The following is a 21,083-nucleotide window of genomic DNA, read 5'->3' on the forward strand; positions in this document are numbered from 1 at the left end:
TCCCGTTCTGATTGCCGCGTCGTCCGGCGGCGCGTTGCACGTGTCCACGGTTCGTTGCGCGCGGTTTGCCGCGCGCCGGCAGTCGAGGACGGTAGCCAATGTTTTTCGGCGTTTCGCAAAAGCAGCGGCCGATTTGGCTGCTTACCTTGGAGTCATTCGAGCGGGCGGTCCGTATGCAGGACTGCAGCGGAAGACGGACACGTCCGCTTACGTTCAGACAGACAAGGGGAGTCGCAGATGGCAAGCAAGAAGGGCGGAGTCGTAGCGGAATCGACGATTTTCAGGCGGACGCTGGTTGCCGTAACCGTGATGCGGATGTTTCTCGCCGCATCGGACGCGTGCGCGCAGGCCGAGCCCGCACAGCCCGGTGCCGTTACGTCGCCGCCCGCCGTCGCCGCCGAGGGCGCGGCGCCCGGTGCGGATCGTGACCGGCAGGGCAGCGCCAAAGGTCGCGCCAGCGGCGCGGCGATCACGCTCAACTCCGTCGAGGTGACGGCCAACCGGCGTCGCGAGCCTGCGCGCGAAGTGCCGATGAAGGTCGACACGCTGTCGAGCGATGCGCTGCAGAAGTCGGGCGCCACGAAGCTGAGCGACTACCTGTCGACGCAGCCGGGCGTCGGCTTCGACAGCGGCGGCGGCCCCGGCCAGGGCACGATCTCGATGCGCGGCGTGACGGCCGGCAAGGACGTCGGGCCGACCGTGGGCGTGTATGTCGACGATACGCCGCTCGGCTCGAATACCGTGTCGGGCGGCGGCGCCGCGCTGGCGCTGGACATGGGGCTGCTCGACCTGAATCACATCGAGATCCTGTTCGGGCCGCAGGGGACGCTGTATGGCGCGGGCGCGATGGGCGGCTTGCTGAAATACGTGACCAACCAGCCGGATACCGAGAGCTTCTTCGGCACCGTCGGAACGAGTTTTTCGTCGACCTGGCATGGCGGCCTCAACAACACGACCAATGTCGTGCTGAACGTGCCGCTGAAATCCGACGTCGCCGCACTGCGCATCGCCGCCTTCAACAACCACGACGGGGGTTACGTCGATGCGACCGGCGCGGCCGCCGGCACGCGCATCAACCGGAGCGACACCACCGGCGTGCGTGCGTCGCTGCTCGTGACGCCGACCCGCAAGCTCACGTTCCGTTTCACGGCCACGCTTCAGAACATCAACAGCAACGGCCAGAACTACGTCGACTACGGGATGGACGGTCGGCCCGCGTACGGCGCGCTGACCAAATTGCAGGATGCGCCGGAACCGTATCACCAGAGCAATCAGTTCTACACGGCGAATGCCGAATACGATTTCGGCTGGGCACGTCTCAATGCGATTTCCGCGTACCAGTCGCTGCGCACGTCCACGACGCTCGATTTCACGCCGTTCTATGCGCCGATTCTTGCGGCGGGCGGCCTCGACGTCAGCACCGTCACGCCGAATTCCAGCGTCGGCACCAACAAGGTGACGCAGGAGCTGCGGCTGACTTCGCCCGGCAACCGCACGCTGGAGTGGGTCGCGGGGCTCTACTACGACCATGAGCACAGCACCACGTTGCAGGCGTATCGCGCGACGGCGGGCGGCCGCTCGCTCGGCGATCTGGAGAAGCTCGGCTATACGGGCAGCTACCAGGAGTTCGCGGCCTACGGCGACGTCACCTACAACCCCACGTCGCGCATCGCGCTGACGGCCGGCATGCGCATCGCGCACAACAGCCAGGACTACCGGCAGGAGACGTCGGGCCTGCTCGTGCCGACGCCGCTGTCCGCGCCGGGCGCGTCGTCGGATACGAGCAAGACGTACATGTTCACGGCCAGCTACAAGCTCACGCCGAAAAGCAACGTCTATGCGCGCGTCGCGAGCGGCTATCGTCCGGGCGGCCCCAACAGCATGGCGGTCAGCGCGGTGACGGGGCAACTGATCGCCGGCAATCCCACCTACAAGCCCGACACGCTGTGGAACTACGAGATCGGCTACAAGGCGGATCTGCTCGACAACCGCGTCTCGGTCGCGCTGTCGGCGTACGACATCGAATGGCACGACATCCAGCAATACGGCGCGGTGGACGGCGTCGCGCAGCTCGTCAACGCGGGCAATGCGCGGATCAAGGGCCTCGAGGCATCGGGCGTGGTGCGGCCGACGTCGGCGCTGTCGTTCAACGCGTCGCTCGCCGCGATCGACGCGTACCTGACGAAAGGGGCGCCGAGCGTCGGCGCGCGCGCGGGCGACCGGTTGCCGAACACGGCGAAGTTCGCGGCATCCGTGGGCGCGAGCTGGCGTTTTCCGCTCGGCCCGTGGTCGGCCACGGCCAGTGCCGCCGAGCGCTTCGTGGGCGAGCGTCATGCGAGCTTCGCGGGCGCCACGGGCTCGCCCGATTTCATCCTGCCAGCCTATGCGGTGACGGATCTCCAGTTTGGCGTGGACCTGCGGTACGCGAGCCTGTCGTTCTTCGTCAGGAACCTGTTCAACCGCGAAGGGCTGCTGTCCGCCAATACGAGCTATGTGCCGCTGGGCGGCAACGTCTGGGCATCGGTGATCCAGCCACGCACGATCGGTGTGCAACTGAGCGCGCCGTTCTGACGCGCGGACGATTCGAGGAGCTTCCATGTTTGCGCATTCCGCCCCGGCCCGCACGCTTGCCGGACAACCGCGCCCGTTCCGGCAAGCCAGCCGCCATCCCGTGCGCCGCTACGGCGGTATCGCGGCCGTCCTGCTGCTGCATGCGGCGCTGATCTACGCGCTGTTGAACGGTCTCGCCAATCGCGTGACGCAGATCGTCCAGCATCCGGTCGACGTGCGAATCATCGAGCCGGTCAAGCCGCCGCCGCCCCCTCCGCCACCGCCGAAGCCGATCGTGAAGGCGTTGCCGTCGAAGGTTGCGCCGCCGGCACGGATGTTCGTGCCGCCGCCGGAGGTGCCGGTTCAGGCGTCGTCGCAGTCGACGCTGGCGCACACGAGCGCACCCGTGGTCTCCGCGCCGGCACCGGCCGCACCGGCGGCACCCGCGGCGCCGAGCCACGAAGTGGGCGTCGTATGCCCGAACTCGGAGCAGGTGCGCGCGTCGCTGCGCTATCCGCGTGAAGCACTGGAAAACAACATCGTCGGCAACGTGCTGGTGGAGTTCGTCGTCGATGTCGACGGTCGCGTGTCGGGCGAACGCATCGCGCAGTCCGCCGACCCGATCCTCGATCGGGCCGCGCTCGCGGCGGTGAGGCGATTCAGCTGTATTTCGCAGGGGCAGGCGGTGCGCGTGCAGGTGCCGTTCTCGTTCAACCTGAACTGAGCGGTGCGCCGCCAGAAAACCGGCCGCTTGCGTGCCGGATGCCTAATCAGATCGATCAATGGAGCAGACATGACGAAGCAAGTAATCGCCGCTTTCGCGGCCAGCATGATGATTGCCGGTGGCACGGCAGGGATTCTCGTCGCGCCGCAGGACGCGCGGGCGGAGACAGGCACGGTGGCCGCACCGGTCGCGAGCGCGGTCGGCGTGACGCCGGCAGCGTCGGCCGTCGCCGGTGCCGCACCGCAGGCGGCGCCCGTCGCATCGAACGCCATATCGAACGCAACATCGAACGCCGCAATCAATCCCTACGGTCTCGATGCGTTGTGGCGCGGCGGCGACTTCGTTGCGCGTTTCGTGCTGATCCTGCTGGTCGTGATGTCGATGGGCAGCTGGTACATCATGGTGACGAAGTTCTTCGAGCAGTATCGCGCGAACCGGCGTGCGACGCGGGCGGACGCGCAGCTCTGGACCGCGCCGTCACTGGTGGAGGGCGTGCAGCAACTCGATGCGTCGTCGCCGTTCCGCTTCATTGCCGAGACGGCGATCGAGGCCGGTGCGCATCACGACGAGGTGCTGCTCGAAGCCGTCGACCGCAATACGTGGATCGACACGTCGGTCGAGCGGGCGGTGACCAACGTGTCGAACCGCCTGCAGGACGGCCTCGCGTTTCTCGGCACGGTGGGGTCGACTGCGCCGTTCGTCGGCCTGTTCGGCACGGTGTGGGGCATCTACCATGCGCTGACCGCGATCGGCGTCGCGGGCCAGGCATCGATCGACAAGGTCGCGGGGCCGGTGGGCGAGGCGCTCATCATGACGGCGATCGGCCTGGCGGTGGCGGTACCCGCCGTGCTCGGCTACAACTTCCTGGTGCGTCGTAACAAGGCCGTGATGGAGCGGGTGCGTGCATTCGGCGCGCAGCTTCACGTCGTGGTGCTGGCTAGCGGCAAACGGCCCGAGCGCAACGGTGCGCGCGTGCCGTCGCTGGTCGACTGAGCGGGAGGCGGTCATGGGCATCAGTGTCCGTCAGGACGATGACGACGAGGTCATCGCGCAGATCAACACGACGCCGCTCGTCGACGTGATGTTGGTATTGCTCATCATTTTTCTGATCACGATTCCGGTGGTGACGCACACGATTCCGGTGGATCTGCCGAAGGAAACCGTACAACCGTTGCAGAGCAAGCCCGCGAGCATCGAAATTGCGGTCGATCGTCACGGCGCGTTCTTCTGGAACGCGATGCCGGTCGATGCGCCGACGCTGCTCGCGCGCCTGAAGGGCGTGGCGGGGCAGACGCCGCAGCCGGACGTGCATGTGCGCGGCGACGAAAGCACGCGCTATGAATTCGTCGGGCGCGTGATTGTGGCGTGCGAACGGGCGGGTATCGAGAAGGTGTCGTTCATCACGGAGCCGCCCGCGCGCGGCAGCTAGGAGACAGTCATGGGCATGAACGTTTCGTCGGGCAACGAGCCGGATGTGATGGTGGACATCAACACGACGCCGCTGATCGACGTGATGCTGGTCTTGCTGATCATGTTGATCATCACCATTCCGATCCAGATGCATGCGGTCAGGATGAATCTGCCGGTCGGCGACGCGCCGCCGGCCGCGCAGCCGGAGATCGTGCAGATCGACGTGGCTGCCGACGGCGCGACGTCGTGGAACGGCACGCGCCTGCCCGATCGTGCGGCGCTCGAAACGAAGCTTGCGCAGGTCGCGGCCGAACCGGTGCAGGCCGAGATCCGGCTCAGGCCGGACCGGCAGGCGCCGTATCGCGACGTTGCCGCCGTGCTGGCGTCCGCGCAGCGGCTGGGGGCGACGAAGATCGGCTTGATGGGTAACGAGCAGTACATGCAGTAGGTGCGCAGCGTGATCGGGGCGGCGTGCGTGCGAGGACCGATGCAATCGCTTTGGGGGGGCGGGGAGACGTTTGCGAAGGCCGGTGCTCGCGGCGCACGACGTTCTCGTCCGCAACGCGGTGTTTCGCGCGATCGACGGCGATGGGAATCGAGGTGTTCGAGAACGGATAAGGCTGGCGTCGACGTCGCGTCTGCTTCCCGCTGGAGCAAGTCCTGCGGAATCTATTGCGCGTCCGGCGAACGGGAGTGTGCAGCAGAACGCTGCGGAAGGGATGGCGCGTGGCCGGCCCGTACTTTACGGGCTGGAGCGCTTTTTTGGTGCCGACGGCGAGACTCGAACTCGCACAGCTTTCGCCACTACCCCCTCAAGATAGCGTGTCTACCAATTTCACCACGTCGGCACTGCAAGGGGCGCAATTCTAGCGTGACGTTGCGCGTTTGTGAAGGGGGTGTGACACATTGAAGGGATTCACGCAGGCGATCCCGGTAGAATTCGGGCGATCGACCCGACGATAGTCGCAACCGCCACCCGTTTTCTCCGCGTGACAAACACCCTCGAACAACTGCAGGCCGGGCAGCTCGCCGGCGCACGGCAACTCAAGCTCGCATGCGGGTTGACGGCATTCCCTCGCGAGATCTTCGATCTTGCCGATACGCTCGAAGTGCTCGACCTGACCGGCAATGCGCTCTCCGCGCTGCCGGACGACCTGCCGCGGCTGCACCGCCTGCGTATCCTGTTCGCGTCCGGCAATCGCTTTACCGCGTTCCCCGACGTGCTCGGCGCGTGCGGGCAGCTCGACATGATCGGCTTCAAGGCGAACCGGATTCAGACGGTGCCGAGCGGGTCGCTGCCGCGCGCGCTGCGCTGGCTGATCCTCACCGACAACGCCATCGACGAACTGCCGGCCGACATCGGCGCTTGCTCGCGGCTGCAGAAGCTGATGCTCGCGGGCAACCGGTTGCGCACGCTGCCGGCGGAAATGGCCGCATGCCGCGCACTCGAACTGGTGCGGTTGTCCGCGAACCGGCTGGACGCACTGCCCGACTGGCTGCTGCGCCTGCCGCGCCTCGCGTGGCTCGCCGCCGCGGGCAACCCGTTCGGCGCCGCGCCGGAAGCCGCGGCGTCGGCCGGTGACGAGGTCGCGGACATCGACTGGGCGTCGCTGTCATGCGAGCAGAAGCTGGGCGAGGGCGCGTCGGGCGTCATTTTTCGCGCGCAGTGGCATGCGGATGGGCGTCCGCCACGGGCGGTCGCGGTCAAGCTGTTCAAGGGCGCGGTGACGAGCGACGGCCTGCCCGATTGCGAAATGGCCGCGTGCCTGCACGCCGGCCGCCATTCGAGCATGATCCCGGTGATCGGCAAGGTGAGCGGGCATCCCGACGGCACGCACGGCCTCGTGATGGAACTGGTCGATCCCGCGCTCACCAATCTCGCCGGACCGCCGAGCTTCGCGACCTGCACGCGCGACGTGTATGCGGCCGACGCGCGATTCGAACCGGCCGCAGCCGTGCGGATTGCGCACGGCATCGCGTCGGTGGCGGGCCATCTGCACGCCCGCGGCATCATGCATGGCGACCTGTACGCGCACAACATCCTGCACGATGGCGAAGGCGGTGCGCTGCTCGGGGATTTCGGCGCGGCGTCGCTCTACGATACGAACGATCGCACGCGTGCTACGGCGTTCGAGCGGCTCGAGGTGCGGGCGTTCGGCTATCTGCTTGGCGAGCTGCTCGAGCGATGCGAACCGCACACGTGGGCCGGCAGGCGCGCGCTCGATGCGCTCGCCGTGGCCTGCCTGAATGAAGACGTCGATGCGCGGCCGTCGTTCGGCGAGATCGCGGCCGAGCTGGCCGCACACACGCGCTGACGGGCGCTCGCTTACGCCTGCCGTGCAGTCAGCAGCTTGATCCCGAGCCCGACGAACAGCAGCCCGCTCGCGCGCTTGAGCGCACGCACCGTGCGGCTCATGCCGAAGCCGCGATGGAGCCGGCGCACGCCGGCCGAGTAGACGCTGTGAACGACCACGACGGTACACGCGATCGTCGCGTACATCACGACGAACTGCAGCGCGAGCGGGCGGTCGTGCACGACGAACTGCGGCATGAATGCCGACAGGAAGATCATCGTCTTCGGATTGCTGCCCGATACGAACAGCGCCTCGCGGAACAGTTTCCTGCGGTCGGGCACGGCGATCTCCGCCGCCCCGGTCGAAGCGGCGGCCTTGCGGTCGCCGCGCAACTGCCGGACACCGAGGAAGACCAGGTACGCGGCGCCGACCACCTTCATCGCGACGAACAGCGGCGGCATCGCGGCCAGCACCGCGCCGACGCCGAGCGCGACGAGCACCACGACCACACCTTGCGCGACGAGGTTGCCCGCGATCGTCGCGGCCGTGCCATGCGTGCCGTAGCGCACCGTGTTGCGGATGACGAGCAGCACGTTGGGCCCCGGCGACAGCGTCGTGGCGAGATAGGCTGCGGCAAACAGCATCCAGGTCTGAATGGACATGCGGCGCTCCGAGAGGCGGTTCCGGCGGGCGGGATGAAGCGATGATGCCACGCCAATAATTGGCGTAGGCTGGCGCCGGAACCGCGCCGTCGCGCGCGTCAGCTTGCGTCGCGCATGCAGTACGCGGGGATCGACGGCGGCGTATCGATCGCGGCGGGCCGCGTCATCCATGCGATCCACCCGGCCCATAACCCGCAGACGATCATCACGGCGACGTTCAGCGGCGTCCGGTAGCGGACGATCAGGTCGGCCAGCGGCAGGCGGTGTTTCATGTGCGTCTCCTTCGATCGGGGGCGGGTGGCGTTACTGGCCGGCGTAGGTCGGCGCCTTGGCGTCGCAGGTCACGGACACCGTCGCGCCGTCCGCGAAATGCAGCCGGAACGGCACCTTCGCACCGGGCGCGACCGCCTGGCGCGGTTGCTCCAGCATCACGTGATAGCTTTTCGGCTTGAAGGTCACCGTACCGTGCGCGGGCACTTCGACGGCATCGACGTGAACCATCTTCGCGGTGCTGCCGCTCGTTTGCGTTTCATGCAGCATCGCCATCCCGTACGCGGGCGAGTCGAGGCCCGTCAGCGTGACGGGTGCATCGCCGTCGTTCTTCAGCGTGAAGTAGCCGGACGACGGCACGGCCGCCGGCATTGCGCGGATCCAGCAGTTTTCCGCCTGCACGGCCGGCGCGGCGAACGTGGCGGGGGCGTGCAGCGCGAGCAGGGCGAACAGCAGGCCGGTCGGAATCGAGCGTTTCATGGTTGGTTCTCCTTATGGGTGGATGCGGAAGGTAACGGGGCGGCGCGACCGGCGCGAAACGCCGATGCGCGTCGCGAACCTCATTTCAGCGTGAATGCGTAGTGGCCGTGCGTGCGATGGCCGTCGCTGGCCACCGCAATCCACGCGACCGTGTACGTGCCGGCTGTCAGGCTGGCCAGCGCGACCTGCATGCGCTTCCGGTTGCCGGCATCGACGGACGATTTCCCGTCGACGACCGATTGCCCGTGGCTGTCGGTGACGGCGATCGAGCTGAAAGCGGGCTCGAGCGCTTCGCTGAAACCGATCGTGACCGCGTGCGGCGCGGTCGACAGCGTGGCGTCGGCGGCCGGTTCCTGCGTCTTCGGGAGCGCGTGTGCGTGGGCAGTCTGGATGATGACGAAACCGAGCGCGGCGAGTGCGCCGCGAATGAAAGGCGTGGTTTTCATGGTTGAGTGGGCGAGTGGCGAATCGGATGGCGCAACACGGATTCGACGGACGGATGCACGTGCACCCTCGCAGCAGCACCGATGGCGGCCGATGCAGGCGCGAATGTGCGCGACCGGACGTTCGCTCGCAAGCGAATGTCGGCGCGACGGTACGAACCGGGAGCAGCCAGCCGCAAGCACGGCGTAACGCCGCGCGCAAACCGGTGACACGTGATCGTCCTTCGAAACGTGACATGTCGCGCACGCCGGCGGCGTGCGCGGACCACGCGATGCGTCATGGCATCACGGGCGTTGACGACGAATCAGGACGCGATCGGCGGGGCGCGCGGTTGCGCGGCCGTGAGCGGCAGCGCGCGGCGCAGGCTTTCGAAGCGGGTCGCTTCGCGATGCTGAATGACGTGCACGTTGGCCGCGAACGACAGTTCGGGCGCGGGCAGTGCGGGTGTGTGAGCAAGCAGGCTGCAATAGCCGCATGCCTGGAGGTGGGCCTGCAGGCGCTTCTCCGACGAATCGGTGGCGCGCTCGCCGGTGGCCGGCGCGGCCGTGCAGTAGCCGGCCAGCAGCGTATCGACGCGCTGCTGCGTCGTCAGTGCCTGCGAGATCGTCGGCGCGAGCGCCGTCATCAGGATGGCGAGCATCCCGATCAGACTGCCGATCTTCCGGAGGCGACGACTCAGCATGCGATGCGCGGCGATGGTTGGGCGACGATGGAGCGGATTATGCCACGCACGTCGATTCGCAGGTCGCCACGGACCTGCGGCGTGGCGGCGCGCTACGCGCGCTACGCGTGCTTCGCCAGGTATTTCGTGATCAGCGTCATCTGCGCGGCCCAGCCCTGGTCGTTCATCTCGCGCGCCTTCGCGCGGCGCGCTTCGATCAACTGATCGAAGCCCGTTTCGGTGACCGTGAGCAGCGTACCGCCGGCCTGTGCGGCAAGCGCGAACGTGACGAGCGTCATCGGCTCGGCCGAGTAATCGAAATTCGGGTCGATCGCGAACGGATGCCAGCGAAACGAGAACAGTTGCTTCGGCTCGACGCGGTCGACGACGATTTCGAACACAGTGCCCGCGTAGGGTTCTTGCGCCTTGGCGACGTCGTCGTCGACGCGGGTCGGCGTGATGCGGCCGAACAGCGGCTGGCCGGCCGCGAACGGCCCGTCGAACGTGACGCCGAACCACTGGCCGAATTCGCCGGAATTGCTGACGGCTTCCCACACGCGGTCGGGCGATGCGTTGAGCCGGGCCTGTTTTTCGATGCGATCGGTTTGCTGGGTCATGACGTTCTCCACTCAGGATCAACCTTTGCTGGACGGCACGCGCGATCCGCGCGCCGCGTCTAGTCGAGCATGACGGCGTCGGGTACGTCGAGGACGAGGTCCGACGTCGCGACGGCCACGCACGGCAGCGTATAGCCGTCGGCCTTTTCCTCGCGGCTCAGCCCGGGCCATTCGATCGTGTAGCGTACGCTGCCGCTGACGATCCGGCAAAGGCAGCTTCGGCACGTGCCGTTGCGGCACGAACGCGGCAGCGACACGTGCGCGAACGCGGCGGCTTCGAGCAGCGTCAGCGAATCGGGTGCATCGAAGGTCGCGCCGAGCGGCTCGATGCGCACGAGGGGGAGGGGTTCCGGATCGGTCATGGCGGAGGCAGAGGCGGGCGGCGGTTCGGCGACAACGCGTCAAGCATACCCGAACGTGCGGCCAGCCCGCGCCGGCTGCCCGCTGGCGTCAATGCCGGCGCAGGTGCCGGTACACGGTATTGCGGGCGAGACCGAGTTCGCGCGCCGCCGCCGACACGTTGCCGCCATGCCGCGCGAGCACGGCGTCGATCACCGCGGCCTGATGGCTTTGCAGCGTCGTGCCTTCGCGCGTGCCGGCCGATGCGGCCGGTGTTGCGGTGGCCGGCTCAACCGGTGCCGCCGGCACGTCGTCGCAGTCGAGCCAGAAATCGTCGGGCAAATGGGCAAGCGTGATTTCCGCTTCGTCTTCGGCGAGCATGCCGGCCGTGCGCAGCACGTTGGTCATCTGGCGCAGGTTGCCGGGCCAGCGGTGGCGCGTGAACGCGTCGAGCACGTCGGCCGCGATGCGGCGCGGCATCGGTTCGCTGCGTGCGAGCCGCGCGAGAATCCGTTCGACGAGCGCGGGCAAGTCGGTGCGCGCGGCAAGTGCCGGCAGCGTGACCGCGAGCCCGTTGATCCGGTAGAACAGGTCTTCGCGGAACGTGCCTTCCGCGATCATCGCGCGCAGGTCGCGATGGGTCGCGCAGACCACGCGTACGTCGACCGGCACCGCGCGTGCGCCACCGAGCGGCATCACCGCGCGTTCCTGCAGCACCCGCATCAGCCGGACCTGCTGCGCGAGCGGCATGTCGCCGATTTCGTCGAGAAACAGCGTGCCGCCGTCGGCCTGCACGATCTTGCCGGGGCTGCCGCGCTTGCGTGCGCCGGTGAACGCGCCGTCCTCGTAGCCGAACAGCTCGGCCTCGATCAGCGAATCGGGCAGCGCTGCGCAGTTGACCGCGACGAACGGGCCGTCCGCGCGTGGCGAAGCCTGGTGCAGCGCACGGGCAAGCCATTCCTTGCCGGTGCCGGTCTGGCCGAGGATCAGCAGTGGCAGGTCGCGCCCGCGGATCTTCGCGACACGCTCGAGCACGGCGGCCATGCGCGCGTCGCCGGTGTCGAGCGTCGCGAACGTGATCGTGTCGGGGTCCGGCGTGCGCACGCGTGCGGCGGGTGCGGGCGGCGTGACGGCGATGGTGGTTTTGTGCGCTTCCGCGAATTCGCAGCGCGCCAGCACGCGCACGCCGGTCGACAGCGTGAGGCGGAACATCGCACCGGGTGCGCGTGCCGCCTGCTGCGCGAGCTGGCCGAAGCGCATGCCGAACAGTGCGTCGCTGGCCTGATGTTGCAGTGCGTCGAACGATGCGCCGAGCTGGAATTGTGCGCTGCGGTTCGCGGCGATCAGCCCGCCGTCGGGGCCGAATGCGACGAGCCCGGCGAACAGCGAATCGACGCATTCCTCGTGCGCATGAAAGCGCAGCCGTAGTGCTTCTGCGCACTGGTTCGCGAACAGGTGGTTCTCGATCAGTTGCGCGGACATCCGCACGAGTGCGAGCGTATGCGGGCTCGAGCCGCGCGGGTCGCCGCTGACGTCGAGCGTGCCGAGCGTGCGGCCGAACGGGTCGAAGATCGGTGCGCACGAGCAGGTGAGGATGTGATTGGCGCGCAGGAAGTGCTCGGAGCCATGCACCGCGACGGCCTGGCCCGATGCGAGCGCGGTGCCGATCGCGTTGGTGCCGCGTGCGCCTTCCGCCCACGAGACGCCGGTACACAGCGCGACGCGGTTGGCTTTCTCGATGAAGTCCGCGTCGCCGATGCTGTGCAGGATCACGCCGTCGGCGTCGGTCAGCAGCACGAGGCTTTGCGTGTCGGCGATTTGCGCGTGGAGGTTTTCCATCACCGGGCGGGCGTGCGAGAACAGCGCGTGATTCGTGTCGAGCAGTTCGCGCAGCGCGATGCGCGACAGCGGCGAGAAATCCGGGCGTTCGTGCGCGCGCAGGCCGACCGCGGTCGAGCGCGCATGCGCCTGCGCGAGCAGGTCGGTGCGACCCGCGGTGGCGGGCAGCACGAAGGGTTGCGGCATGACTTGTCTCCTGTCGACAGCAGTTAGCGCTTCAGCGCTTACTGCTGTCCCATGCTTCGCGGTCGGTCCCAGTTAGCGCTTTAGCGCTTACTGGGACCCCATGCTTCGCGGTCGACAGCAATTAGCGCTTCAACACTTGCTGCTGCCCCATGCTTCTCGAAATTGACCGTCTCTCGGCGCCCGCACACGCACCGAAATCCTCCACGGATTCCCGCCTCCACGTGCGGCGCACCATCGGTGTGCGAACGGCAACCATCCGGGTACGCATCATCATACAAGCGCCGCGTACGAAGCGCGACCGCGAACAAAATCCCCTTGCTTTTAAATGGCCGCCTGCAATGATGGAAATGGAGCACGCACGCGCCGTGTTCCGCATTGCAACATGCATGCGACGCGACATGCATCCGTTCGGGAGAGGCATCATGGTTCGGACGGAACTGAGAGTCGTGCTGGCGGCCATCGCCACCTTCATCATGCTGGGCGGCATCGCCGTGGCGATCCACGGGCTGCTGTTCGATCTGACCGATGCGGTGCGATACGGGGCGGCCGCGATTGCGGTGGGCGCCACGACGGCTGCCATCGCGCTCAACGTCTGGCCGAACGATCCTCACTGACGCCGCTTGTCGAAACGGTGCCGGATGCCGCGCTGATCAGAGGAAATGCGCGTCGGAACGACGCATGCCGGAAAATTTGTCTCCTGCGCGAAACCGTCTAAAGTGGAAAGCAACCGGCATGCATTGTCCGCGCCATCATCCGCGGGCCGCGCCTCCGCCGGCGAGCCCGCGTACATTTCGTCCGGCCGGTAGCGGACGACGGACGCGGTCATTCGTTTTCTACCGGTCGAGGCGGCTCCCATGCAGATCCATTTCACGAACGAGAAGCCCGAGTATTCGGGGCGCGACCTGATGCTTGCGTTCACGGCGTTGGTCAATGGCGAGCGCGTCCAATGTCAGATCACCGCCGAGGCGCTGGAAGATCACTTCGGCGCGGCGTCGCCGCGCTTCGAGGACATGGTCGGCGCATTCGACCAGCACCGCGACCGTATCGAGGCGGCTGCACGGCGCCTGCTGTCGGAGACGCGCGCGCAATGCGTGACGCTGCGCAGCGGCTACGTCCGCTTCTACGAGGCCAACTGGCGCTGATGACACGACGCTCGTCTTGCGGCGCGCATCGCTGAGCGTTGCGCACGCGAAGACGTTGCCTTTCATGCGATGCCGTTCGGCGGGGCCGGGCGGCATTTTCGTATGCGGGCCGCACCGGATTGCTGCTGCACCGGGCCGGCTGCTAGTGTGCCGACACGAACCGGCGTCTCGATTCGTCAGGATCGCAGAGAAAATCATTCGAATACCAACACAATAAAAAGAGGGCACCGCACGTGGATACTCGTTCGGGATGGGGGAAGGCGCGCCGTCTGCTGGCAGGCGCATGGTTGCTCGCAGCCGGCATGTCGATGGCCGATGCGGTGGTTCGATCGGATGACGACGCGATCGGTCAGGGCGCGCCAGGTGAGGTCAACATCGTCGCGGGCGATGTCACGACGGGCGGTATCGTCGTGGCGCCGGGTCGCGTCGCGACGCCGTGTCATCGGCTCGCGGGCCGGCAGGCGTTCGACATCGCCTCGCCCGACGGCCACCGTCATCCCGCGCGTCTCGTCGCGGGCAACCAGGATCGCGACATCTGCATCGTCGAGGCGACGGATCTCGACGTCGCCGCGGTGCCGTTGACGGCGCGAAGCCCGGAATCGGCCACGACCGTCTATCTGGCGGGCGCGCGATTCGGCCGTCGTGATCCCGTTGCGCTGCGCGCATGCTGCCATGCATGGGCCGCGGACGGCGGCATGCATTCCGGCGTGCTCGCGTCGCCGAATCCGGCGGCGCCGCGCCTGCCCGAACCGGGCGCCGGCGTCTACGACGAGCAGGGCAATCTGATCGGCATGGTGGGCGCCCACGCGGACAATGCCGCGTCGCTCTACATGGTGCTGCCCGTCGAGTGGATTGCGACCGTGGCGGCGAAGATGCCGGCCGTCGACCTGCCGCTCCAATCGACCGCCTGGATGAGCCAGGCGCGCGCGTACGCGGTGGCGAACGACGTCGACGGGCTGATTCGCCATGACCTTGCATGGACGGCAGCGCGACCGCAAAGCGCGTGGGCTTGGAACAACCTCGGCAATGCCTATCACATGAGCCGGCTGCCCGATCGCGGTGCGCTCAGCCTGGCCGCCTATCGCCGTTCGGTCGAAAACGACCCGTCGTACGTATTTGGCTGGAGTTCGCTCGGCAACACCTATGCCGAGCTGGGGCAGATGGATCGCGCACTCGACGCGTTTCATGCCGGCATGCGTGCCGATCCGTCGGACGCGATGCTGCCGATGAATCTCGGCATCGCGTATTTGCGGCGCGGCGACAAGGCCGCTGCGCGACCGTTGTTCGAACGGGGCGTACATGAGCTGTCTGGTTCGCGCCAGGCCGACGCGTGGAGTCTGCTGGCCTCGACGCAGCCGGATGCCCAGGCCACCATCGGCGTGCTGCACGACGGGTTGAAGGCCTTTCCCGGCGATATGCGGCTTTGGTACGCACTCGGCCGCGCGCAATACGATCTCGGCCACCTCGCGGACGCGATCGCCAGTTACCAGCACGCACTGAGCGCGCAGAAGGGCAGCGATCCCGCCACGACCGCACTCATTCAGGGTGCGCTAACCCAGGCGTATGCGCTGCAAGGTCAGTCCGGCAATGCGTCCACCGCGATGCACAGTGCGGTTGAAGCGGCGCCGGACAATGCCGAATACTGGTTGCGGCTCGGCGCGCTGTACATGACGCAGTCGAACTACGTCGATGCGTTGAGTGCACTTGATCGATCCATCAAGCTGAACGACGGAGACGTGAGGGCATGGCGGATGCACGGCGTGACGCTGGCGCAACTGGGCCAGCATGTGCAGGCCGTCGCATCGTTCCGGCGCGCGGTTGCGCTGGACGAATCGCTACCGGCGGGGTGGGTGGTGCTCGCGGGCGAGCTGAACCAGATCGGCCAGCCCGACGAAGCGTCGACCGCGGCGGCGCATGCATTGAAGCTTGACCCGTCGAACCGGCTGGCGCGGGAGGCGATGGGCATCGCGGCGATTCGCGGCAAGCGGCCCGACGCGGCAGTCGGGATCTTCGAGGATTTGAACCGCGCGTATCCCGACGACGCGCAACTCATGGCCAACCTGGCGGTCGCTTATCGCCGCACCGGGCGGGCCGATGACGCGGTGCAGTTGTATCGCCGCGTCAAGACGCTCGACCCGACGCTGGCGCAGCGGCTGTACGACGAGGAGCTCAAGGGCGTCGCGACCCCTTGATCCGCGCGGACAAGGCGGCGGCAGTCACGGCGCGCACAACGAAAAACGCCACCCGAAGGTGGCGTTTTTTCATCGTGCATCAAGCATCGCGCCGAAGCGCCACCATCACTCGCTGCCGAGATAGAAGAAGCGGAACAGGAACACGGCTGCGATGAGCCACACGATCGGCTTGACCGAGCGGGCCTGGCCCGTCAGCAGCTTGAGGCCGCCGTAAGCGATGAAGCCGAATGCCACACCGTTCGCGATCGAGTACGTGAACGGCATCAGCAGCGCGGTCAGTGCAGCCGGCACGGCTTCCGTTGCATCGTCCCACGGCACCTCGACCATCTCGCGCAGCATCAGGCACGACACGTACAGCAGTGCCGGTGCCGTGGCGTACGCCGGCACGACGCCGGCGAGCGGCGCGATGAACAGGCACGCGAGGAACAGCACTGCGACGGTGATGGCCGTCACGCCCGTGCGGCCGCCGGCCTGCACGCCCGACGCGCTTTCGATATACGCGGTGGTCGACGACGTTCCGAGCACCGAGCCCGCGACGATCGCCGTGCTGTCGGCGAGCAGCGCCTTGTTCAGGCGGTTCATCTTGCCTTCGACGAGCAGGCCCGCGCGGTTCGCGACGCCCATCAGCGTGCCCGTCGCGTCGAACAGCTCGACGAGGAAGAACACGAGGATCACGTTGATGATGCCGGTCGACAGCGCCGCGCGGATGTCGAGCTTGAACAGCGTCGCGTCGATCGACGGCGGCGCGGAGAACACGCCGTGGAACTGGTTGTCACCGAAGAAGAACGACAGGATCGTGACGCCGATGATGCCGATCAGGATCGCGCCGCGCACGCGCAGGTGGTCGAGCGTGACGATCGTGAAGAAGCCGACGATCGCGAGGATCGTGTCGTGCTTGTGCAGGTCGCCCAGCGTGACGAGCGTGGCCGGGTTGCCGACGATCACACCCGAGGTCTTCAGCGAGATGATGCCGAGGAACAGGCCGATACCCGCGGTGATCGAGATCCGCAGCGATTTCGGAATGCCGTTGACGATCGCCTCGCGTACGCGGAACAGCGTGACGAGCAGGAACAGGCAGCCCGAGATGAACACCGCGCCGAGCGCGGCCTGCCACGTGAAGCCCATCCCCTTGACGACCGTGTACGCGAAATACGCGTTCAGGCCCATGCCGGGCGCGCACGCGATCGGGTAGTTCGCGTACAGGCCCATGATGAGCGACGCCAGTGCCGCGACGAGGCAGGTCGCGACGAACACGGATTCCTTCGGCATGCCGGCGTCGCCGAGGATCGCGGGGTTGACGAAGATGATGTAAGCCATCGTCAGGAACGTGGTGACGCCCGCGAGTATTTCGGTGCGGAAGTCGGTGCCGGCTTCAGCGAAGCCGAAATACCGCTTGATGGATTCCATGAAGGCGTTTCTCCGGTCGGGTTGTCGTGTTGCTTGTTGTGCCGAATTGTTGTAAAGGCAGCGCGCGGCCGGCTTACTGTAACCAGCCACTATTGCCCGGCTATCGGCGGATTGTAATAGCGCGGATAGCTCGGACGATATAGTTGGAGGGCACGATCGAAAGATCGATCGGCTGCCTGCGCGCGAACGGTCTGGCAGCCCGGCCGCGCGGCGAAGGCGCGCATTTTACCGGTTCGGGCGGAACGGGCCGGAAGAAATGGCTGAAACGGGAGCGGGATGTGCGAACGACGCCGGCCGATGCGTGCGCAACGGCGTGCAGGGCGGAACGCGCGGCGTATCGCGCGGCGCGGGAGCGGGATGACATCCGACTGAAACGGAGCGCCGGCATGCTGGACGAACGCGGAGCATGCAGCGCGTGCGCGCAAGCGCACGTGCGCGGCCGGTACGGATGCCCGGCAGCGGCGTGCAGCGGCCATTCGTCAGTCCAGACGGTTGCAGATATCGGGCTATCCTGCGCCGAAGCCGTCCCGCCCGCAACTGTCATTTCGTGATGCGGGGGCGACTGTGGTTTCTGTGTAAAAGATTGCAAGACCCCATCGCATAAACCGGCAAGTCTTTCTAGGATAGATACACCGCGCATGCACACGCCGGCCGGTAATTGCCGACGCGGGGGAGTCGCAGTCCGTGCAGGCCGGGCGGTGTAGTGCGGTCAAGGCCGTTGCGTGTTCGGGCAGGCACGGCCGCTTGCGATTGCCCGATGCGGGTTCGTCCGTAATCACGGAGGTCAGCATGTTGAACTGGATCAGCCGTTGGGCGATGCGACACGCCCCCACGCCGGAAAAAACCGCTGCGTCGATGCTCGTGACGGCGCGCATGGAACTGTTCGCTGCCGAACAGCGCGTCATCGACGCGAAATTACAAGCGGATTACTGGCGCACACGTGTGTCATTCCTCGAAGAGGTGCAGAAGCAGGGCATCGATCCGTGGGTGACCTCGCAGGCGGCGCAACGTCCCGACCTCGAGTCCACTCCCCGAAGCACGGGCCCGCGTCTCGCCGCCAGCACCTGATGCCCCTGTTGCATCCCGTCGCTGCGCACGGCGCGCGATCGCACGCGGCACGCACCGGCGTGCCGCGTCATTCGATGCGCACCTGCGGCGCGTAACGCCGCAGGTGCGTCCGTTTCCGGTCGCGGCCGTTCCGCGTCTCGCGTGCCTGACGGCGCGTCGCTTATCCGCTCGTTCTCCCTGCCCCGAAGAGCAAACGTTGCACTTGCGCGAGCGTGCGCCTGAAGCGCTCGCCGCGACGCACGAATGCGGTCGTGAGCGTCGCTTCGGTCGACCGGTCCGCATCGGTGCCGAGCCAGATGCGCTCGCCACGTGCGATGCGCAGCACGTCGCCGGGCTGCACCCAGTAGTCGTCGACGCACGGCGGGCGCGTGACCCACAGCGCCGCGCCATGCGTGCGGAGCTCCGCGTCCTGCGGCGCGCGCCACGTCAGCGTCGTGCGCGGCGCGACCGCGAAACGGATCACGACAGTCGGTAACGCGATCGTGCCGGCACGGCGCCGATCGGGACGGTCAAACAGCGGGCTTGCCTGGTCCATCGTCTTCTCCATTCAGTGAGCCGGACGGATGACGCGCACCAGAACAAAAAGGCCTCATCCGTTTCCGGTGAGGCCTTGTGTGACATGCGGTACTGCTCGACTGCTAACGCACACGCGCCTCCCGTGAACCATTCTTTCGAATGTTCATCGATCGATGAATCACGGCGGCGACGGACAGGTACGTAGGCATGCGAACGAGTTTGTCTGCGTGGAACGGCGTTGTCAACGATAATTTTCGGGATAGGCGAGCGCGATGCATCGACGCGCGCACCTGGCATTGCGTGACGCCGCTGCATCCCCGTAGCGAGTGCGCAGCGGCGCTTTCGTCATGTGCGACTTCGGCTTCGACTTCGACATCGCCCGCGCAGCAAGCTGCGCATTCGCGCGAGCGCATGCTCCAGCCACGCGCCGCGTTTCATTGCGTATGCGGTCGTGATCGATGCTTCGGCCGGACGGTCGTCGTCGGTGCTCATCCAGATGCGATCGCCGCGCTGCACGCGCAGCACGTCGCCGGTTCGTATCCAGTAATCGTCGACGCTGCCCAGCCGCGTGACCCACAGCGTCGCGTCGTGCACACGGATCTCGGCGTCGTTTTGCGCGCACCATGTCAGCGTTTTGCGCGGCGCGACCGTGAATTGCATCACGACCCGCGGCAATGCGATCGCATCGGTGCGGCACCGATCGGGGCAGACAACCAGCCGGCTTGCTTGGTCCATCGTCATCTCCATCCGTTGAGCCGGGCGGGATGACGCGCACCAAAACAAAAAGGCCTCATCCGTTTCCGGCGAGGCCTTGTGACATGCGCAACTGAATCTCGATGCTAACGCACAAGCGCCCCCGGTGATCGCCACGTATTGGCGTTCACTGGTGTTTTATGCGCGATGGCGGCGGGCTTGAGCGTAGGCATGCGAACGAGTGTGTCGCGCCGACGCAGCAATGTCAACGTAATTTTCGAGATACGTGTCGGTCACGCGTCGCGTTGCGCGAGCCCGTTCACGAGCAGCTCGGACAGCAGGCCCGTCATCCCTTCCGGGTGCGTGGCTGCGCGGGCCTTGAGCTGTTCGACGAGGTCGGCGTTGAGCTTGCAGGCGAACGGCACGAGGCCCTGTTCCTGGTCGAGCTTGCGCTGCGCGCGGCGGTCGAGCTTGGCTGCGTCGTCGGCACCCTTGCCGAAACGCGCGGAGCTTGACTGCTTCAGCGCGTGCGTCAGCTTGAGCGCCTTGTTCTTTTCGAGATCGGTTTTCTTCATGGCCATCGCGGCACCTCCGGGAAATGAAGCCGCGATTGTACGCATTTCGGCGGGCGGCGCCCGCCGAGCCGGCAGGAAGCCCGTTCAGGCACCCTTCGTCGTGCCCCAGTTGCCGCCGTGCGCGGCCGCCTGCGCGGCCGGCGAGCGGGCGAGGTAGGCGAGTGCCTGTTCGGTCGAGCCTTCGTGGTGCGGCGTATAGCTCGGCTTGAAATAGCGTAGCGCCGCGCCGATCACCTTCCAGAACGACGGCAGGTGCCCGCGCCGCGAGCCTTGCCACCACGCGAGCACGAAACCCGGGTAGCGGCCGGCGGCCGGGTCGCGCCGGTACATGAACTTCGCGCCCGTCGTGATGTAGTAGAGCAGCAGCAGGATCACGAACGCCATGTGCACGCAGCGTTCCGGATAGGTGCCGCCCAGGTGCCGGTAGATGTCGAACGCGACCGTGCGGTGCTCGACTTCCTCCGCGCCGTGCCAGCGCAGCAGGTCGACCATCGTCGGGTCGGCCTTTCCTTCGTCGAGCCCGTGCGCGTTGAGCACCCAGTTGCCGAGATAGCCGAAGAAATGCTCGAGCGACGCGATCACCGCGAGCTGCTGGCGCAGCCAGAAACGCGTGTGGCCGATCTTCAGCCCGAGCGGCTGCTCGCCGAGCACGCGCGTGAAGAGGCGGTTGAGCTTCTGCGTGAACGGCTTCGTGTCGATCCCGTGCCGGTCGTAGTAGTGCTTGAGCACGCCGCCGTGCGAACGCGAATGCACGGCTTCCTGGCGCAGGAAGCCTTCGGCTTCGTCGCGCAGGCGCGCATCGGTGATCAGCGGTAGCGCCTTGTTGTACACGCGGCAGAACCACAGCTCGCCTTCCGGGAACAGCAGGTTCAGCGTGTTGATGATGTGCGTGCTGCCCGGGTCGTTCGGCACCCACGTAATCGGCGTGTCGCTGAAGTCGAACTTCACGTGCCGGGCCTTGATCTTGTGATAGTCGACGGTATCGGTCATTTGTGTCTCCCTGTGCGGCGCCGT

25 protein-coding genes and 1 tRNA gene are annotated in these 21,083 nt (G+C 66.9%); 11 read left to right on the top strand and 15 right to left on the bottom strand.

Translation table 11 applies throughout. The features are described 5' to 3' along the window. Positions 1–237: 237 nt before the first annotated feature. From BCEP18194_RS26210 to BCEP18194_RS26230, 5 genes are all read left to right on the top strand, one after another. Positions 238–2,571 (top strand): TonB-dependent receptor, encoded by a 2,334-nt coding sequence (locus BCEP18194_RS26210; RefSeq protein ID WP_011354294.1) that lies wholly within the window; start codon positions 238–240, stop codon positions 2,569–2,571. A gap of 25 nt (positions 2,572–2,596) precedes the next feature. Then, positions 2,597–3,274: an energy transducer TonB gene (locus BCEP18194_RS26215; protein ID WP_011354295.1), complete on the top strand. Its 678-nt coding sequence runs from the start codon at positions 2,597–2,599 to the stop codon at positions 3,272–3,274. A 69-nt stretch (positions 3,275–3,343) separates the two neighbouring features. Then, positions 3,344–4,267: a MotA/TolQ/ExbB proton channel family protein gene (locus tag BCEP18194_RS26220; protein WP_011354296.1), complete on the top strand. Its 924-nt coding sequence runs from the start codon at positions 3,344–3,346 to the stop codon at positions 4,265–4,267. A gap of 13 nt (positions 4,268–4,280) precedes the next feature. Next, positions 4,281–4,703: an ExbD/TolR family protein gene (locus BCEP18194_RS26225; RefSeq protein ID WP_011354297.1), complete on the top strand. Its 423-nt coding sequence runs from the start codon at positions 4,281–4,283 to the stop codon at positions 4,701–4,703. Positions 4,704–4,712: 9 nt separating this feature from the next. Continuing rightward, complete coding sequence (locus BCEP18194_RS26230) at positions 4,713–5,132, top strand: ExbD/TolR family protein (protein WP_011354298.1); 420 nt, start codon at positions 4,713–4,715, stop codon at positions 5,130–5,132. A gap of 315 nt (positions 5,133–5,447) precedes the next feature. Here the strand turns inward: BCEP18194_RS26230 and BCEP18194_RS26235 are convergent. Next, positions 5,448–5,532 (bottom strand) — tRNA-Leu (locus tag BCEP18194_RS26235). Between the two features lie 141 nt (positions 5,533–5,673). Here BCEP18194_RS26235 and BCEP18194_RS26240 point away from each other — a divergent pair. Continuing rightward, complete coding sequence (locus tag BCEP18194_RS26240) at positions 5,674–6,999, top strand: leucine-rich repeat-containing protein kinase family protein (protein WP_011354299.1); 1,326 nt, start codon at positions 5,674–5,676, stop codon at positions 6,997–6,999. Between the two features lie 11 nt (positions 7,000–7,010). Here the strand turns inward: BCEP18194_RS26240 and BCEP18194_RS26245 are convergent, their stop codons facing one another. From BCEP18194_RS26245 to BCEP18194_RS26275, 8 genes are all read right to left on the bottom strand, one after another. Then, positions 7,011–7,640, bottom strand: coding sequence for a LysE family translocator (locus BCEP18194_RS26245; RefSeq protein ID WP_011354300.1), 630 nt, complete (start codon positions 7,638–7,640; stop codon positions 7,011–7,013). Between the two features lie 98 nt (positions 7,641–7,738). Then, positions 7,739–7,912 (bottom strand): hypothetical protein, encoded by a 174-nt coding sequence (locus BCEP18194_RS41740; protein WP_167316034.1) that lies wholly within the window; start codon positions 7,910–7,912, stop codon positions 7,739–7,741. A gap of 31 nt (positions 7,913–7,943) precedes the next feature. Next, the gene (locus BCEP18194_RS26250; protein ID WP_011354301.1) at positions 7,944–8,390 is read right to left on the bottom strand and encodes a copper chaperone PCu(A)C; all 447 of its coding nucleotides are present in this window, start codon (positions 8,388–8,390) and stop codon (positions 7,944–7,946) included. An 80-nt stretch (positions 8,391–8,470) separates the two neighbouring features. Then, complete coding sequence (gene copC / locus BCEP18194_RS26255) at positions 8,471–8,836, bottom strand: copper homeostasis periplasmic binding protein CopC (RefSeq protein ID WP_011354302.1); 366 nt, start codon at positions 8,834–8,836, stop codon at positions 8,471–8,473. A 302-nt stretch (positions 8,837–9,138) separates the two neighbouring features. Then, a complete protein-coding gene (locus BCEP18194_RS26260; protein WP_011354303.1) occupies positions 9,139–9,516 on the bottom strand; it encodes a DUF2946 domain-containing protein in 378 nt (125 codons plus the stop codon). 101 nt (positions 9,517–9,617) lie between these two features. Then, on the bottom strand, positions 9,618–10,112 hold the full coding sequence (locus BCEP18194_RS26265; RefSeq protein ID WP_011354304.1) for an SRPBCC family protein: 495 nt from the start codon (positions 10,110–10,112) through the stop codon (positions 9,618–9,620). 59 nt (positions 10,113–10,171) lie between these two features. After that, positions 10,172–10,474: a 2Fe-2S iron-sulfur cluster-binding protein gene (locus tag BCEP18194_RS26270; protein ID WP_011354305.1), complete on the bottom strand. Its 303-nt coding sequence runs from the start codon at positions 10,472–10,474 to the stop codon at positions 10,172–10,174. 88 nt (positions 10,475–10,562) lie between these two features. After that, a complete protein-coding gene (locus BCEP18194_RS26275; RefSeq protein ID WP_011354306.1) occupies positions 10,563–12,476 on the bottom strand; it encodes a sigma-54-dependent Fis family transcriptional regulator in 1,914 nt (637 codons plus the stop codon). A gap of 338 nt (positions 12,477–12,814) precedes the next feature. On the opposite strand from BCEP18194_RS26275, the gene BCEP18194_RS42385 reads away from it, so the two are divergent. After that, positions 12,815–13,090, top strand: a complete 276-nt coding sequence (locus BCEP18194_RS42385) for a DUF2964 family protein (protein WP_307873415.1) — start codon at positions 12,815–12,817, stop codon at positions 13,088–13,090. Here BCEP18194_RS42385 and BCEP18194_RS41350 read toward each other — a convergent pair. Then, entirely contained in the window at positions 13,084–13,302 is a 219-nt protein-coding gene (locus BCEP18194_RS41350) for a hypothetical protein (protein ID WP_157687240.1), read from the bottom strand. The genes BCEP18194_RS42385 and BCEP18194_RS41350 overlap by 7 nt on opposite strands. Positions 13,303–13,330: 28 nt before the next feature. On the opposite strand from BCEP18194_RS41350, the gene BCEP18194_RS26285 reads away from it, so the two are divergent. Continuing rightward, positions 13,331–13,618, top strand: coding sequence for a DUF1488 domain-containing protein (locus tag BCEP18194_RS26285; protein ID WP_011354308.1), 288 nt, complete (start codon positions 13,331–13,333; stop codon positions 13,616–13,618). A gap of 233 nt (positions 13,619–13,851) precedes the next feature. Beyond that, complete coding sequence (locus BCEP18194_RS26290; protein ID WP_011354309.1) at positions 13,852–15,810, top strand: serine protease; 1,959 nt, start codon at positions 13,852–13,854, stop codon at positions 15,808–15,810. Positions 15,811–15,915: 105 nt separating this feature from the next. Here BCEP18194_RS26290 and BCEP18194_RS26295 read toward each other — a convergent pair whose 3' ends face one another. Further along, the gene (locus BCEP18194_RS26295) at positions 15,916–17,217 is read right to left on the bottom strand and encodes an NCS2 family permease (protein ID WP_011354310.1); all 1,302 of its coding nucleotides are present in this window, start codon (positions 17,215–17,217) and stop codon (positions 15,916–15,918) included. 143 nt (positions 17,218–17,360) lie between these two features. Here BCEP18194_RS26295 and BCEP18194_RS42150 point away from each other — a divergent pair, with 143 nt between their 5' ends. Both BCEP18194_RS42150 and BCEP18194_RS26300 read left to right on the top strand, forming a co-directional pair. Next, positions 17,361–17,768 (top strand): hypothetical protein, encoded by a 408-nt coding sequence (locus tag BCEP18194_RS42150; RefSeq protein ID WP_011354311.1) that lies wholly within the window; start codon positions 17,361–17,363, stop codon positions 17,766–17,768. A gap of 238 nt (positions 17,769–18,006) precedes the next feature. Beyond that, positions 18,007–18,285, top strand: coding sequence for a hypothetical protein (locus tag BCEP18194_RS26300; RefSeq protein WP_011354312.1), 279 nt, complete (start codon positions 18,007–18,009; stop codon positions 18,283–18,285). A gap of 160 nt (positions 18,286–18,445) precedes the next feature. Here BCEP18194_RS26300 and BCEP18194_RS26305 read toward each other — a convergent pair whose 3' ends face one another. The 4 genes from BCEP18194_RS26305 to BCEP18194_RS26320 form a co-directional block, all read right to left on the bottom strand. Beyond that, positions 18,446–18,820 carry a DUF2917 domain-containing protein gene (locus BCEP18194_RS26305; RefSeq protein WP_011354313.1) on the bottom strand — a complete coding sequence of 125 codons (375 nt, stop codon included), beginning with the start codon at positions 18,818–18,820 and terminating at the stop codon, positions 18,446–18,448. A 326-nt stretch (positions 18,821–19,146) separates the two neighbouring features. After that, positions 19,147–19,536, bottom strand: coding sequence for a DUF2917 domain-containing protein (locus BCEP18194_RS26310; RefSeq protein WP_011354314.1), 390 nt, complete (start codon positions 19,534–19,536; stop codon positions 19,147–19,149). Positions 19,537–19,787: 251 nt separating this feature from the next. Continuing rightward, positions 19,788–20,075, bottom strand: coding sequence for a hypothetical protein (locus BCEP18194_RS26315; protein ID WP_011354315.1), 288 nt, complete (start codon positions 20,073–20,075; stop codon positions 19,788–19,790). 78 nt (positions 20,076–20,153) lie between these two features. Beyond that, positions 20,154–21,059, bottom strand: coding sequence for a metal-dependent hydrolase (locus BCEP18194_RS26320; RefSeq protein ID WP_011354316.1), 906 nt, complete (start codon positions 21,057–21,059; stop codon positions 20,154–20,156). Between the last annotated feature and the right edge of the window lie 24 nt (positions 21,060–21,083).

It is taken from the genome of Burkholderia lata, assembly GCF_000012945.1.
GTDB classification, from domain to species: domain Bacteria; phylum Pseudomonadota; class Gammaproteobacteria; order Burkholderiales; family Burkholderiaceae; genus Burkholderia; species Burkholderia lata.

Coding starts and splice junctions, on each gene's coding strand:
- BCEP18194_RS26210 (WP_011354294.1), top strand. CDS start 238: ATGGCAAGCAAGAAGGGCGGAGTCGTAGCGGAATCGACGATTTTCAGG.
- BCEP18194_RS26320 (WP_011354316.1), bottom strand. CDS start 21,059: ATGACCGATACCGTCGACTATCACAAGATCAAGGCCCGGCACGTGAAG.
- BCEP18194_RS26220 (WP_011354296.1), top strand. CDS start 3,344: ATGACGAAGCAAGTAATCGCCGCTTTCGCGGCCAGCATGATGATTGCC.
- BCEP18194_RS26275 (WP_011354306.1), bottom strand. CDS start 12,476: ATGCCGCAACCCTTCGTGCTGCCCGCCACCGCGGGTCGCACCGACCTG.
- BCEP18194_RS26265 (WP_011354304.1), bottom strand. CDS start 10,112: ATGACCCAGCAAACCGATCGCATCGAAAAACAGGCCCGGCTCAACGCA.
- BCEP18194_RS26285 (WP_011354308.1), top strand. CDS start 13,331: ATGCAGATCCATTTCACGAACGAGAAGCCCGAGTATTCGGGGCGCGAC.
- BCEP18194_RS41350 (WP_157687240.1), bottom strand. CDS start 13,302: ATGACCGCGTCCGTCGTCCGCTACCGGCCGGACGAAATGTACGCGGGC.
- BCEP18194_RS26215 (WP_011354295.1), top strand. CDS start 2,597: ATGTTTGCGCATTCCGCCCCGGCCCGCACGCTTGCCGGACAACCGCGC.
- BCEP18194_RS26310 (WP_011354314.1), bottom strand. CDS start 19,536: ATGGACCAAGCAAGCCGGCTGGTTGTCTGCCCCGATCGGTGCCGCACC.
- BCEP18194_RS26270 (WP_011354305.1), bottom strand. CDS start 10,474: ATGACCGATCCGGAACCCCTCCCCCTCGTGCGCATCGAGCCGCTCGGC.
- BCEP18194_RS26315 (WP_011354315.1), bottom strand. CDS start 20,075: ATGGCCATGAAGAAAACCGATCTCGAAAAGAACAAGGCGCTCAAGCTG.
- copC (WP_011354302.1), bottom strand. CDS start 8,836: ATGAAAACCACGCCTTTCATTCGCGGCGCACTCGCCGCGCTCGGTTTC.
- BCEP18194_RS26245 (WP_011354300.1), bottom strand. CDS start 7,640: ATGTCCATTCAGACCTGGATGCTGTTTGCCGCAGCCTATCTCGCCACG.
- BCEP18194_RS26300 (WP_011354312.1), top strand. CDS start 18,007: ATGTTGAACTGGATCAGCCGTTGGGCGATGCGACACGCCCCCACGCCG.
- BCEP18194_RS41740 (WP_167316034.1), bottom strand. CDS start 7,912: ATGAAACACCGCCTGCCGCTGGCCGACCTGATCGTCCGCTACCGGACG.
- BCEP18194_RS26230 (WP_011354298.1), top strand. CDS start 4,713: ATGGGCATGAACGTTTCGTCGGGCAACGAGCCGGATGTGATGGTGGAC.
- BCEP18194_RS26260 (WP_011354303.1), bottom strand. CDS start 9,516: ATGCTGAGTCGTCGCCTCCGGAAGATCGGCAGTCTGATCGGGATGCTC.
- BCEP18194_RS26295 (WP_011354310.1), bottom strand. CDS start 17,217: ATGGAATCCATCAAGCGGTATTTCGGCTTCGCTGAAGCCGGCACCGAC.
- BCEP18194_RS26305 (WP_011354313.1), bottom strand. CDS start 18,820: ATGGACCAGGCAAGCCCGCTGTTTGACCGTCCCGATCGGCGCCGTGCC.
- BCEP18194_RS26250 (WP_011354301.1), bottom strand. CDS start 8,390: ATGAAACGCTCGATTCCGACCGGCCTGCTGTTCGCCCTGCTCGCGCTG.
- BCEP18194_RS42385 (WP_307873415.1), top strand. CDS start 12,815: ATGATGGAAATGGAGCACGCACGCGCCGTGTTCCGCATTGCAACATGC.
- BCEP18194_RS26225 (WP_011354297.1), top strand. CDS start 4,281: ATGGGCATCAGTGTCCGTCAGGACGATGACGACGAGGTCATCGCGCAG.